We start from the raw sequence: 14,480 nt of genomic DNA, 5'->3' as shown, positions 1-14,480 counted from the left end.
ATAGACTTCACTTTTCCTTTATCCAAAGCAATCTAATTTAACAATTATAAATCGGAAACACAGCGAACAAACCCTAACAAATCTTTATCTAAATAAGACTCACTACCCAGGTCAAAATTGATCATATAAGTTTGCCGATCGCCTGTTCCCGCGTAAGTCTGCGAACTCCAATAAAATGTTGCTTGTGCATTGGGAAAAAGAATGGGGTCGGCCTTGGCTCCTGGATAAGTTGTAGCATCCCCTACTGTTGTACACCCATCCTCGCCCGTGATTTCTCCATTGTTGGTATCACTACAACGAATTACAGAAAACATTTCCGTATATAAGGGAAGCCTCCACTGATCTCTTTGGTAAACCTTGGCAGAACTGCGACTGGCACAGGATTGATACACTGCACCAGCACTCACAAGTTGTGTATTGATCCCTCCATTACAAGCATTGGGATTCGTTGCAGAATTATATCCTTCTGCCGCCGTACAAAACCTTAATGGTTCGGCACTACCGATGGAACAATCTCCCTTCCCGATCCCAACACTCGTACCGAAAGGATTCCAGGTAGAACCGTAAGTGCAACGATCCCAAAGAAGTGTTTTTCCAGAAACGATGGTTTTTGCAAAAGGACAGGAAATATGTACATTGATTAATTTGAACCCGTCCCAATCACCTCGATCCCATACGATACAATGGACATTCGATGGTTGTGTCGGAAATTCCAATTGCAGATATTTGGGAGAGGCAAACACAAATAGGGAAAACGATCCGTTGTCTTTCACGGTGATGGAACTTCCATCAGTGGGAGATAGGATTCTTAGTGGAGATTGGTTTAAGCCAGTCACAAATCCTTCTACTAGAAATGATCGAGGGTAAGTTACGATGTCATTATCTAATAATCGATTTTCCCAATATACCTCTGTGAATGGATCTCCAGAATTGTGTTTCCAATCTGGATTACAACAAACAATAAATAGGAGAATCCCTAACAGAAAAAATACGGGTTTTGTAAAGAATCGAAATTTAATTAACAAAATCATTCTCCACCGAAGGCAATGTTTGGGACGTTTCGTTTGAGTTCAATAATAGTTTTTTAGTTTGGAAAAAGGAATCTGTGGTGGATTTAGGGAGTTGGTGGTTTTGGGAGACAACGGTAGAATTTCCCCGCCCTGATCGAACTGGGTGGGGTTATCCACCCGCCACCCAATAACGCCTGTTTACCATACATCCGACAAAAAGAAAAACTGATTTCGCAGAGATAGGATTTTTATTTCAAAAAGTTCATATTAATAAAAAAGCCCGGCAATCACTCCGGGCTTTTTAGCTGTACGACGATCATTCAATCACTTTAGATATCGAACGATTCTCAAAATTCTTTAGGGAATTCCCACAAATTTACTAAAAAATAAATCTACTTACGAAGTTTAGATACTAAAATAAATCATAAGTTTACCGATTTCTCCCGGCAAGAAAACCCACCTAACAATAAAATTCGAATCTGCGTTTTTCATTAAACCAAATATTCGAAAAGATTTTCATCCTGATTGACTAAGGTATAGTTAAGGTGGAATGCATCCATCCTTTGCAATAAGGATTGGAAGTCGTCTTTAGTTTTTAATTCAATACCAATAAGGGCTGGCCCTGATTCTTTATTATTTTTCTGAATGAATTCAAATCTGACAATATCATCGTTCGGTCCCAAGATCTCATTGACAAATTGTTTGAGAGCTCCGGGTCTCTGTGCAAATCTTACAATAAAATAATGTTTTAATCCTTCATACAAAAGAGAACGTTCTTTGATCTCTTGCATCCGATCAATGTCGTTATTTCCACCGCTTAAGATACATACCACCTTTTTACCACGAATTTGATCCGCATATTGGTCAAGGGCTGAAATACTAAGAGCTCCTGCAGGTTCAGCAACGATTGCATCTTCATTATATAATTTTAGTAATGTGGAACTAACCTTCCCTTCAGGAACGAGTAACATTTCGGTGAGAATCTCTTTACAAATGGGAAAAGTAAGATCTCCTACTTTTTTTACAGAAGCTCCATCCACAAATTTTTGAATCTTCTCTAAAGTAACTGGTTTTCCTTGTTTGAGAGCTTCTGTCATGGAAGGTGCACCCTCTGGTTCCACTCCAATGATCTTTGTTTTGGGTGAGTGTTCTTTAAAATAACTTCCGAGTCCTGCAGCGAGCCCACCACCACCAACAGGAACAAATATATAATCTATGTTAGACTCTTCCTCTAAAATTTCTTTGCCAACAGTCCCTTGCCCCTCCATAATTTTGATATGATCAAAAGGCGGAATGAATACTTTTTTATTCGCTTCGGCATATTCAAGAGCAACGAATTGGCATTCATCAAAGGTATCTCCCACAAGGACAATTTCAATCCAATCTCCACCAAACATCTTCACTTGATTGATTTTTTGTTTGGGAGTGACCTCTGGCATATAAATCACACCATGGATGTGCAAAAGTTTACACGAGAAGGCAACACCTTGTGCATGGTTTCCAGCACTTGCACAAACCACACCCCGATTCCTTTCTTCTGGATTCAAACTCTGAATTAAATTGTAAGCACCTCGAATTTTATAGGAACGAACTACTTGTAAGTCTTCACGTTTGATAAATATTTGGGCACTGAAACTTGCGGATAATTTCGAATGGAATTGAAGAGGAGTTTTGAATACAATCGATCGGAGTACTTTGTAGGCGGAATCGATATCTAATTTCATGTATTTTTGGATTTATTATGATATGAAGGAAAAAAAAGAAAATCGAGAAACCAAAGACGGGCCCCAACCACCCTGCCCAACCTTTGGTCTCTCTTATCCTATTACTGGAGCAATCTCATCACTGACTGAGACTTCATGTTTGCTTGCGCAAGCATTGATGTAGCAGCCTGAGTTAAGATTTGGTATCTCGTGAAGCTGGTCATTTGTTCAGCCATGTCAGTATCACGGATACGAGACTCAGAAGCTTGTGTGTTTTCATAAGCATTCATAAGTCCTTTCGCAGCATGCTCCATACGGTTGTAATAAGCACCAAGGTCAGCTCTTTGTTTAGAGATCACTCTTAATGCATCATCACAAAGTCCGATCACGGAGTTTGCTTTACCTGCAGTCGAAAGAGAGATGAAAGTAAGAACCGTAGGGTTTCTTAATCCCAATGCCGCAGTGTTCATTGTTTCAATGTACACGCGCTCTCTTTGGTGCATGTTAGCTCCAATATGGAACCACATACTAGCAGTTGGGTTGAGTCGAGCAAATGCTCCTGTAAGCAGTTTCATTTTATTGAATTCTGCTTGAGAAGCGATACGATCGATCTCATCCACTAGTTGTGAAACCTCGACTTGGATCTGTTGTCTATCTTCTTCCGAGTAGATACCGTTCGCAGCTTGCACCGCGAGTACACGAACGCGTTGAACGATTTCGTGTGTTTCTTGAAGATATCCTTCCGCCGTTTGAATGAGGGACATACCATCTTCAGTATTCTGTTCTGCTCGTCGAAGACCAGCAATCTGAGTTCTCATTTTCTCAGACACTGCAAGTCCAGATGCGTCATCTCCTGCTTTGTTAATGCGCATACCAGAAGACAACTTTTCGATATCTTTGCTCAGGTTCGCGTCGTTAGACTTCAAAGTTCTGTGTGCAAAGATCGCACTTACGTTGTGGTTGATAATCATCCGGGTTCCTCCTTGAATCCGTTCTCTCGCCACCCGAAAACCAATCGAGTCCGAGAAATTGATGAATTTTCGAAGAGGCCATCCTTGGCCCTTTCAAGATAAGGATCGGTCATTCCGGTAGGGAGGATAATAGGGAAAAAGAAATAAAATTTGAATAAAAATAGAACTTCCCCTTTTCTAAAATATGTCCTAGTAAATCTATGGAAGTGGATTTCAGAAAAAGGCAGGCTTTTTTAAGTGTTAGAGACCATATATTTAGCGAACCCCCGTGGATTTTGTGCTGGAGTGAAGTATGCCATCTCCTATGTGGAGACAGCCTTCCAGGAAAACCCAAACACCCCCCTCTACGTTCGTAAAGAAATTGTCCATAACCAGAGAGTTGTGGAAGAAATGAAAAAAAAAGGAATCCAGTTCATCAACGAACTGAAAGAAGTTCCAGATGGAGCCACCGTCGTTTTCTCCGCCCACGGAGTTTCTCCAGAAGTGGTAAAAGAAGCCACCCAAAGGAAAATGAAAATTGGCGATGCCACCTGCCCCCTAGTCACAAGAGTTCATAAAAAAGCAAGAAACATCAAAGACTCACACCAAATCATCTATATCGCTCACAGAGGCCATGACGAAGCCATCGGCACCATGGGAGAAGCCGATATGTTTTTAGTGGAATCACCAGAAGATGTAGAAAATCTAAAAAGTAAAATCACAAAAGACAAACCCCTCACCTATCTCATGCAAACCACACTATCAGTGGCAGATACCAAGAGCATTGTGAAAAAAATTGAAGAAGTTTTTCCTCATGTAGAACATCCTCAAAAAGATGATATTTGTTATGCGACAACAGAAAGACAGGAAGCAGTCCAATCTATGTTGGAATCAGTAGATGCCATGTTAGTTATTGGTGCAGAAAACTCATCTAACTCCGTAAGACTTTGTCAATTGGCCAAAAAAACGAGACCTGATAGTTTCCAAATCTCTCGCAAAGAAGATGTCAACCCCGACCATATAAAAAATTCTAAAATCAAAATACTGGGAATCACCGCAGGTGCTTCCAGTCCTCAAGTCCTTGTGGATGAAATAGTGGGAGAGATTTTAAAACACTTTCCCGATGCAAAAGTTTCCTTATTTCCGGAAAGCCGAGAAGATACAATGAGTTTCAAACTTCCGAAAGAACTATTGAAACAATATTAGTATGGTTTTTGATCCTTGTTCATTACTAAAGGCTTCTTTAGAAGGAGATGATTCAGGGACCTGCATTCTATCTATTGATAAGTCGTCGAAAAAATTTGAAATCATAGTTAAAAATCAGATTTTTACCTCTTTAGAAGCTGGGTTTGACTTAGATAGTTTTCTTTCGCAAAAGATCGATCACTATGATTTTTCAACCGAACTAATCTATAAAACAAATGGTACCATTCTTGAAACCTCGTTTGGAAAGTTTCAATTTCCGGAAGGGGAAAAAAACAAGGACTATACAAAATTTTGTATCAAAGACATTACCACAAAACAACGACAAGAAGAGGAAATTGCTTGGAGGTTACGATTCGAACTAGGTGTTGCCTCATCCATCCAAATCCTCATCCAACAACACTCAATACGAGAAGGTCTACCACAAGCTCTCTACCAACTCCTATACTTTACAGAAATGGATTCTATTTTCTTTCTCAAATATGAAAAGAACGAAGCAGAAGATCGATTTAAAATTTGGGTCAACGAAAGAAAAACTACCAAATACCCTCTCATACCACAAGAATGCCAAAATGAAAACTGGTATGACATAGGTCTTGGCCGCTGGATTCATAAATTAAAAAATGGAAAAACAATTCATTTAACACAAGGCAAAGCAATGCCTAGAGAAAAGTGGTTTTTTGATCAAACGAAAGCAGAAACTCTCCTTCTCATTCCCGTCCGTTTTGAAAATAAATTTTTGGGAGTGATGGGTTTCCTTAAATACAAACCAAACTCCCCCATCCAACATGAAAATCTTTTGATCTATCAGACTGTGAGTCGGTGGATGGGTCTTTTTGTTCAAAGAGATTCTGATCTTTCGGAATTGAATCGCTATAAATCCGCACTAGAGTCATTGATTTTGGAAAGGACATTAGATCTCACAAAAACGAAAGAAGAACTGGAACGTGCCTACCAAGTCAAAACTGAATTTTTGACACATATGAGCCATGAACTAAGAACTCCCTTAAACTCAATCATTGGTTTTTCGAAACTTATCGAATTGCCTGACTCCGATGCAACAGGAAAAGAATACTTAAATTATATTTATACAGGAGGAATGCGACTTCTGAACATGATCAACGAAATTCTAAATTTAATGAAAATCGAGTCAGGACAGATTAAAATCCAAATAACAACGTTTAAACCAGAAGATATATATCGCCAAACATTAGATTTAATTCAACCACAAGCGAAAGCGAAAGGAATGGACATTCGGTTCCGTCCACCAGTGTATTCAAAACCAATCACTTCGGATGCGGGAAAAATTCAACAAATCCTATTAAATACACTTTCAAATGCGATAAAGTACGCAAACCACCCCTACATTGAATTTGATTGTGAGTGGGTCGGCGATTTCCTTGAGATTTCTGTACGTGATTTTGGTCCAGGAATCTCCAAAGAAGATCAAAACCGTATTTTTCATACCTTCACCCGGTTAAACGACGATGGAAACGTGGAAGGTACGGGTCTTGGATTGTCCATTTCCCAAGGACTTGCCATCCGTCTCGGAGGTATGCTTGAACTCAGTTCCCAACTAGGACAAGGCTCTAATTTTAAACTCAAGTTACCTGAAATAATAAAATAAAGGAATTGAACCAATAAGGATTCTACCGTAGGATTTCCGATAATCTATATGGTGGAATCGAATGTAAACCAAAATCAGTCATTGAAGGCTCCAAAAAAGGAACACCTTAGGCGTCCCAAGGAACCCATCCTAATCATTGAGGATAAAAAGGAAAACCAAGTCCTTTTAGAAGCAATATGTAAACGGATTGGTATGGAAACAGAGATTGCTGAGGACGGAAAAGTTGCGCTTGAGATGGCAACGAAACGACCATATAGCCTGTATTTGGTGGATTTGATGATGCCCGTCCTTGATGGCAGATCATTCATTCAAGAGCGAAAAAAACTAGAACCTTCCGCTGTCTTTATAGTACAAACTGCTATCGATCAAACAGAAGAAATCATCGAAGTCATGAAAATGGGTGTATATGATTATCTTTTGAAACCTCTTCATATAGAAATTGCGGCCGACCGTATAGAAAAAGCATTAGAATACGTCTACTTAAAGAGAATGGAATCTCTTCTCATGGATGAGGAATCAAAGGAACTAAAAAGTCAATTGGAATGGCTTAATTACAAAGAATCACATCGCAAAACAAACGAAATCAATTCCGAACTTCATTCAATTTTAAATCTAAAGACCACTTTAATGCAAGGATCAGGACTTGGAGCTATGTCAACGATTATTGACTCTATCCAACAGATAAAAGTGGATCAGGGAAAGGATTATTCCATCAATAAAGAGTTTTGGGATCTGCTCTTTGAAAACCATGAACATAACATTGCCATGATGGGTGGTTTAGACCTTGCTGTAGGCATTATCCAAAATAATACAAATTTAGTGCGAACTAATAGCGAAGAACTACTAGGTCTTTTACCATCACTCATTGAAACTTTTAGAGATGAGATTGCTGAACGAGAATTAAAGGTAAACTTACCTGTAATCAAACAGTCAGTCTATCTTGACCTTGATCTTGAGTCGATAAAGGTAGCGATTCACGAAATTTTTACCAATGGCCTAAAATATTCAAAAAGGAAATCTCACTTTGATGTATTTGTAACTTTTGTAGATGGATATTTTTGTTTGTCTGCAAAAAACAACATTATTGACGATGAATATGCAAAACAATTAGCTCAGTTTGAAAAAAAGTTAGTAGAACCGTTTTATCGCATTCATCCACCCGTAGAAAGTTTTTACTCAAAAGAAAAGTTTAGCTTAGGACTTGGTTTAACAATGGTTGACTTCATACTTCACAGGCACAACGGGATGTTTTTTATCCGGAATGCAATTGATCACACAACAGAAGTGAAAGCCGACTGCATCATAGCCGAATTATTTTTACCAATCCAAAACGACAAGGAAACAAACCATGAATAGAAAGATATTAATTATAGATGACTCGGCGGTATTCCGAAAGATCATCTCTGTACATCTAAAGAATGCAAACTTCGATTTAATTGAGGCAGGTGATGGTTTAGAAGGTTTAAAACAACTCGAAGCCAATGCAGTTGATTTAATAGTTTCAGACATGAATATGCCGAATATGGATGGCATCAGTTTTATAAAAAAAGTAAAAGAAAATCCCAAATACAAGTTCACACCAATCATCATGTTAACTACAGAATCCCAACCTGAAAAAAAACAACAAGGTATGGATGCTGGTGCTAAAGCATGGCTCACTAAACCCTTTTCTCCAGAAGAGTTGTTAGATACCATTTCTAAACTATTAACATAATCATGGAACCGGTCCAGAATCTCAGAGAAACAAATTCAGGTTTTGCAATCACTTGGTTGGGGTATTTAACTGTACCCTTTATTAAAGAATGGCAAAAAAATTCTGTAATTTGGACCTCCGCAAAGGGAAAAATCATCCAGTTAGATCTAAACGGAATCCAACGAATCGATTCTGCTGGTATACAGTTTTTAATCTATATCAAAACTTTGAGCCAACAAAATCATTTTTCGATCAAACTAGAAAACCACTCCCTCCCTGTTTTGAAAGTTTTGGATTTGTTAGGACTTGTTAGTTTTTTTGGAGATCGGGTTAAAGTAAAAAAAGAACATTCTAACGAAGTGGAATTTCGATACGGCACAAGGAAAATTAGTTAATGGATTTAACCGAGGTTATAGATGCCTATTTAGTTGAATCAGATGAATTCCTTCGTGATATGGAGGCAATCCTTCTACGAACAGAAGTGTCCTCCCCCACAGACGAAGACCTAAATGCAATCTTCCGCGCGGTTCATACAATCAAAGGAACAGCGGGAATGTTTGGTTTTGAATCGACTGTTAAGTTCACACATGTTGTGGAGAACTTACTCGATAGGTTACGTGCCCATGAAATTCCTTTCCAACAAGAACTAACAGAAATTCTACTCAAAGCAAAGGACCACCTCTCTTATTTAGTAAACGAAGAAACAAAAGGGAAAATTCCAGAATCCAAAATTACGCATGGTAATTCTATCTTGGAACTCATGAAGCCGTTTCAAAGTATTGATGCTGATATTTCAGTAAAGAATGGAAGCCATAAAGAAATTGAAAAAACAACGCAAAACAATACTGTTACTGGATCCAATGCTCTCACTTCGAAAACAAACACAAATGATGTGATCCCAGGTTATCTTATTTCCTTTCGACCCAATCGTAATGTCTTTGCCCAAGGTTTAGATCCTATTTCTTTCATTGGATATTTAAAAAAAATTGGAAAAATTCATTCCTTAAAAACGATTACAGAAACCATTCCCATCTCCGACGAGTATGATCCCGAATCTTGTTATTTAGGTTTCGAAATTCATTTTGTAACCGATTCCGATTTAGATACTGTCCGCAAAGTGTTTAACTTTATAGAAAATGACTCCTTTTTACATATTTTACCCCCAGGTTCTAATATAGAAGATTTAGTTGATCTTTCCCAGCAGCTTCCGGAGGAAGAAATTTTACTCGGCAATACATGGAAAGAAATTAATATTCTAACGGACGCTAGTTTAATTAACTACTTTGAAGAATTAAAAGGTCGTAAAACGGGAATTGTAACCTCATCTGTTCCATCCGCAGATCCTGTGACTGCGGCTTTGGAATCTCCACTGGAAATTTTGGAATTCAAAAATCCTACTCAACTAACAAAAGACCAAAACAAATCAGCAACCATAAAAGTAGATTCCAAACGAATTGATAACCTAATCAATCGAGTGGGAGAACTTGTTGTATCTTGTGCTAACATGAACCAACTCATTGGATATACAGAAGATTCCAACTTACAAGAATCCTCTTTACTTGCGATGAGATTACTTAACGAAGTTAGGGAAATTTCCTTAAAACTCAGAATGGTTCCTATTGGTGATACTTTCCAGAAATATACGAGAACCGTTCGGGACTTAGGAAAAGATCTTGGTAAAGAGATCAAACTCATCACAGAAGGTAATGAAACTGAACTTGATCGAAACATAGTTGATAAGTTAGGTGACCCACTCACTCACTTAGTCAGAAATGCCTGTGACCATGGACTGGAAACTTCTGAAGAACGAGAAAAAAAAGGAAAACCAAAACAAGGTACAATCAAACTCAATGCATTCCATGAAGCAGGCAGTGTCGTCCTTGAAATCACTGATGATGGTAATGGGATTCAAAAGGAAAAAGTCTGGCAAAAAGGAATCGATAAAGGCCTTGTTTCTGGACCGTTACCAGATTCAGAAGAAGAAGTATTCAAACTTCTTTTCCATCCAGGGCTCTCCACTGCATCCAAAGTTACCAATGTTTCCGGTAGAGGTGTGGGCCTTGATGTTGTTTTACAAAATATAGAGTCTTTACGCGGAACCATAACGGTCAAATCCACTCCGAACCAGGGAAGTCGGTTCATCATTCGATTACCTTTAACCTTAGCTATCATCGATGGCTTTTTGGTTGAAGTGGGGAAAAACCAGTTTATTATTCCGATGGATATGGTTTTGGAATGCCTTCATTTTACAGATGAAAACAAAACTGATTCAAATCAATTCTTTCCACTTCGAGGGAATTTAATTCCCTTCCTCCGACTCAAAGATTATTACCCAACGGAATCATCAGGCGAAAATTTACGTGAAAATATTGTTATAGTTAGGAATGGGGAGAAAAAAGCGGGAATCGTTGTCGAACGACTTCTCGGTGAATACCAAACGGTAATCAAACCAATGGGATCTGTATTTCGCCATGTGAAAGGTGTAAGTGGTTCTAGCATCTTAGGAGATGGAAATGTTGCTCTCATTATAGACATACCTTCTCTATTCGAAAGAACAATAGCTGTAGAAAACGAAAGATTATATAAATGAAGAGGATGATATGAAAAATATAAAGATAAGCACGAAACTAATAGGTTTTTTTCTGGCGGGATTGTTATTTGTGGTTTGGATTACTTTTTATTCTTGGGGAACAATCACAGGTTCACAACCCTCGGAAGAAACAACAAAAGTCCAACTACAAAAAACCGAGACTCTAACATCGGTTTGGAACTTAAGCCAATCGATACAGTCCGATCTTTTCACTACCCTGCAATCGCAAGAAGTAGATAAAACATCAATTGCCAAAATCAAATATGATTTAGAAAAACTAAATTCTTCTTGGGAACAAACCTCGACATTCCCAAACTCCTCAGAGGAATCAGCGATTCTTAAAACAGCAACCATTCAAAAAGATGAATATATTGCTCTCATTAAGGCCTACTTAAACGAACCTGAAGATATCACAAAAAAAGAACTTCTCAAATCAAATCTTCCTGAACTGTGGAAACCCTACTCTGCTTCTATATCCAAATGGAACGCTCAATTAACAAAAGATAGTCTCACTGAAGTTTCAAAAGAGGTTGCGTCACCCAAAGAAATCCTCCTTCCCATTTTTGTATCTGGTGCTGTGTTTCTTATCATTACTGCGGCCCTACTATTTCTTTTACTCGGGCAAGTCGGTAAACCATTAAAGGATGCCATCCAAATCAAAACAGCTTTGGACAGTGTCTCTACCAATGTAATGATCTCTGATCCCAATTTAAATGTAGTTTATATGAATAAAGCAATTCATTCTATGTTTGGAAAATCGGAAGCTGATATTAAAACTCAATTACGCAATTTTTCGCTCAAAGATTTGATGGGTAGTAATATTGATAGTTATCATAAGGACCCAAGCCACCAACGAAAACTTCTCGGATCCTTTACCTCAGAACACAAGTCGAGCATTAAAATCGGGAATCGTGAATTCAATTTAATCGCAAACCCGATCATTACTCCAAGTGGCGAAAGATTGGGAAGTGTTGTGGAATGGGCTGATGTAACCGAAGCCAATGCGAATGCAAAAGCTATTGAAAGGTCACAAGCAACCATTGAATTCAATATGGATGGAACCATCACCGCTGCGAATGAAAATTTCCTAAATCTAATGAACTACAGTTTAAGTGAAATCAAAGGGCAACACCATAGAATTTTTCTCGAAACTCAAGAGGCAAACTCAGAAGCCTACCGACAATTTTGGGCTACCCTCAATCGTGGGGACTACCAATCATCCGAATACAAAAGATTTGGAAAAAATGGAAAAGAAGTATGGCTCCAAGCAACCTATACTCCCATTCTCGATGCTAACGGAAAACCATACAAAGTTATAAAATTTGCAACAGACATCACTGAAAATAAAAAACAAGTCCGAGAGTTTATTGGCCAAATTGAAGCAATCAACAAAGCCCAAGCAACCATTGAATTCAATATGGATGGAACCATTATCACCGCAAATGATATTTTCCAAAAAACAATGGGATATGGGTTACAAGAAATAGTTGGAAAACATCACAGAATGTTTGTGGAACCAACGATGGTCAATTCAGAAGATTACCGACAGTTTTGGGCAGGTTTAAACCGAGGTGAGTTTCAAACTGCTGAATATAGAAGGATTGGTAAAGGTGGAAAAATTGTTTGGTTACAAGCAACCTACAACCCAATCCTTGACTTAAACGGTAAACCTTATAAAGTCATAAAATTCGCAACAGACATCACGGAACAAAAAAATATTGCGATTGAAACTGCTCGTATTGTCGACGATCTTGTGATAGGATTGTCCGCATTAGAGAATGGTGACCTCACGCAACTCATTACCAATGAGTATGATGGTGGGTTTGCAAAACTAAGAGATTCCTTCAATAACACTGCAAAAAAACTTGTAGATATCATTAACGATGTAAAAACAAACACGGATGCTCTTGTTAATGCTGCCGATGAAGTAGCATCGACTGCAAGTACACTATCACAAGGTGCCAGTGAACAAGCGGCTTCCGTGGAAGAAACATCTGCCTCATTAGAGGAGATGGGTGCATCCATTGACCAAAATGCGGAAAATGCAAAACAAACTGACACCATCGCCACAAAGTCAGCCAAAGATGCAAAACAAGGTGGAGAAGCTGTAAAAAATACAGTATCAGCAATGAAGGAAATTGCAGATAAAATATCAATCATTGAAGATATTGCTTATCAAACCAACTTACTTGCGTTAAATGCTGCTATTGAAGCAGCCAGAGCTGGTGAACATGGAAAAGGATTTGCGGTAGTGGCATCAGAAGTCAGAAAACTTGCAGAACGTTCTCAAAAATCAGCAAATGAAATTGGTAGTTTGGCTGGAAATTCGGTTCAAATTGCAGAATCTGCCGGAAAACTCATTGAAGAAATTGTTCCTGCCATCAATAAAACTGCCGACCTCGTGCAAGAGATTACCGCAGCAAGCCAGGAACAATCCTCCGGTGTCAATGAGGTCAATAAAGCAATGGGACAACTGGACCAAGTCTCACAACAATCAGCAAGTGCCTCAGAAGAATTAGCAGCGATTGCGGAAGAATTACAAGCCCAAGCAGAGAAACTCCTCTCTTCTATTAGTTTCTTTAAATTGGGAAAACAAACAAACTTCCAATCTGTTGTTGATTCCAAACATGCAAAACCGGCGTCAAAACCTACTGGACGGCTTCAAACACCTAACCCCAGAAAGGCGGATTCAACCGATGAAAATAACAAGTTCCAGAAGTATTAAATAGGATACCTATATGCAGGAACTCCAATACTTAACTTTTCTAATTTCGGAAGAACTCTTTGGTCTCGGAATATTATATATCAAAGAGATCATTGAATTTGAATCTGTGACCCATGTTCCAATGATGCCAGAATACATTCCTGGGGTGATCAACCTCAGAGGAAATGTAGTTCCAGTCATTGATCTCAATATGAGATTTTACAAAAAGAAAACAGAAACCAATCGGAAAACTTGTATCATCATCACTGAAATCAAGTTGGAAAACGAAATCATAGATGTCGGTCTCCTTGTGGATTCAGTCAATGAGGTAGTCGACATTCCTCCTGATTCCATCGAAGACCCCCCTAGTTTCGGTTCAAAAATCCGATTAGATTTTATCCAAGGACTTGGAAAATTAGAAAACAGATTTGTGATTATTTTGAAAGTGAACCAAATTCTGGAACTTTCTGAGTTACAAACCATCCAAGAAACATCGTCAAATGTGATGTAATGGAATCACCGAGTGAAGTTATAGACCGTTTTCTAAACCCCGGAGAGATATTCTTCGGTGGCTCAGGATTTCGGGTCAGAACCTTACTCGGTTCTTGTGTTTCCATTGTTTTATGGCATCCCAATCGCCACTTAGGTGGGATGTGTCATTACCTCCTTCCTTCTCCTGCCGATCTCCACTCTGAAAAAACCCACAAATATGGAATCGATGCGGTTTCCTTTTTTTTAGCTGAAATGAAAAAACATAGATCGTCACCAAACGAGTATTACGCGAAAATATTCGGAGGATCGAACATGTTTCTACACGAAGAAAGAGAGATTTTAAAGGACAATTCCACTTCTCACGTTGGTACAAAAAATGCAGAATTTGCCAAAAAGATTCTAAGAGACAATGAAATCAAAATCATTTCTGAAGACGTTGGCGGGACTTTATCCAGAAAGATTTATTTTACTGTTTGGGATGGGGAAGTCTGGGTTGAGAAAAAATAAT

The 14,480-nt window shown here is 38.6% G+C and carries 12 protein-coding genes; 9 read left to right on the top strand and 3 right to left on the bottom strand.

Going from position 1 to position 14,480, the window contains the following annotated elements:
* Positions 1-44: 44 nt before the first annotated feature.
* The 3 genes from LEP1GSC199_RS15380 to LEP1GSC199_RS15370 all read right to left on the bottom strand — a co-directional run bounded on the left by LEP1GSC199_RS15380 (position 45) and on the right by LEP1GSC199_RS15370 (position 3,684).
* Positions 45-1,031 carry an Lcl C-terminal domain-containing protein gene (locus tag LEP1GSC199_RS15380; RefSeq protein WP_039927043.1) on the bottom strand — a complete coding sequence of 329 codons (987 nt, stop codon included), beginning with the start codon at positions 1,029-1,031 and terminating at the stop codon, positions 45-47.
* A gap of 470 nt (positions 1,032-1,501) precedes the next feature.
* Entirely contained in the window at positions 1,502-2,734 is a 1,233-nt protein-coding gene (ilvA, locus tag LEP1GSC199_RS15375) for a threonine ammonia-lyase IlvA (protein ID WP_002987056.1), read from the bottom strand.
* Between the two features lie 101 nt (positions 2,735-2,835).
* Positions 2,836-3,684: a flagellin N-terminal helical domain-containing protein gene (locus tag LEP1GSC199_RS15370; RefSeq protein WP_002974229.1), complete on the bottom strand. Its 849-nt coding sequence runs from the start codon at positions 3,682-3,684 to the stop codon at positions 2,836-2,838.
* A gap of 237 nt (positions 3,685-3,921) precedes the next feature.
* Here LEP1GSC199_RS15370 and ispH point away from each other — a divergent pair, with 237 nt between their 5' ends.
* Genes ispH through LEP1GSC199_RS15325 form a run of 9 tightly spaced genes read left to right on the top strand, consistent with a single transcriptional unit; the run spans position 3,922 to position 14,479 of the window.
* Entirely contained in the window at positions 3,922-4,869 is a 948-nt protein-coding gene (ispH, locus tag LEP1GSC199_RS15365) for a 4-hydroxy-3-methylbut-2-enyl diphosphate reductase (RefSeq protein ID WP_039927038.1), read from the top strand.
* 1 nt (position 4,870) lies between these two features.
* On the top strand, positions 4,871-6,493 hold the full coding sequence (locus LEP1GSC199_RS15360) for a GAF domain-containing sensor histidine kinase (protein WP_002987336.1): 1,623 nt from the start codon (positions 4,871-4,873) through the stop codon (positions 6,491-6,493).
* Between the two features lie 48 nt (positions 6,494-6,541).
* Positions 6,542-7,849 (top strand): response regulator, encoded by a 1,308-nt coding sequence (locus LEP1GSC199_RS15355; protein ID WP_002987231.1) that lies wholly within the window; start codon positions 6,542-6,544, stop codon positions 7,847-7,849.
* Positions 7,842-8,207, top strand: a complete 366-nt coding sequence (locus LEP1GSC199_RS15350; RefSeq protein ID WP_002987040.1) for a response regulator — start codon at positions 7,842-7,844, stop codon at positions 8,205-8,207. Before LEP1GSC199_RS15355 ends, LEP1GSC199_RS15350 begins: the two co-directional genes overlap by 8 nt.
* 2 nt (positions 8,208-8,209) lie before the next feature.
* A complete protein-coding gene (locus LEP1GSC199_RS15345; protein ID WP_002986966.1) occupies positions 8,210-8,581 on the top strand; it encodes an STAS domain-containing protein in 372 nt (123 codons plus the stop codon).
* On the top strand, positions 8,581-10,776 hold the full coding sequence (locus tag LEP1GSC199_RS15340) for a chemotaxis protein CheA (RefSeq protein WP_002987387.1): 2,196 nt from the start codon (positions 8,581-8,583) through the stop codon (positions 10,774-10,776). The genes LEP1GSC199_RS15345 and LEP1GSC199_RS15340 overlap by 1 nt, the downstream gene beginning before the upstream one ends.
* A 10-nt stretch (positions 10,777-10,786) precedes the next feature.
* A complete protein-coding gene (locus tag LEP1GSC199_RS15335; protein ID WP_002987278.1) occupies positions 10,787-13,501 on the top strand; it encodes a methyl-accepting chemotaxis protein in 2,715 nt (904 codons plus the stop codon).
* A gap of 13 nt (positions 13,502-13,514) precedes the next feature.
* Positions 13,515-13,991: a chemotaxis protein CheW gene (locus LEP1GSC199_RS15330; protein WP_002986937.1), complete on the top strand. Its 477-nt coding sequence runs from the start codon at positions 13,515-13,517 to the stop codon at positions 13,989-13,991.
* A complete protein-coding gene (locus LEP1GSC199_RS15325; RefSeq protein WP_002987292.1) occupies positions 13,991-14,479 on the top strand; it encodes a chemotaxis protein CheD in 489 nt (162 codons plus the stop codon). Before LEP1GSC199_RS15330 ends, LEP1GSC199_RS15325 begins: the two co-directional genes overlap by 1 nt.
* Position 14,480: the final 1 nt, after the last annotated feature.

The organism is Leptospira vanthielii serovar Holland str. Waz Holland = ATCC 700522, from assembly GCF_000332455.1.
GTDB classification, from domain to species: domain Bacteria; phylum Spirochaetota; class Leptospiria; order Leptospirales; family Leptospiraceae; genus Leptospira_A; species Leptospira_A vanthielii.
This window is presented reverse-complemented; position numbering and strand designations above follow the sequence as displayed.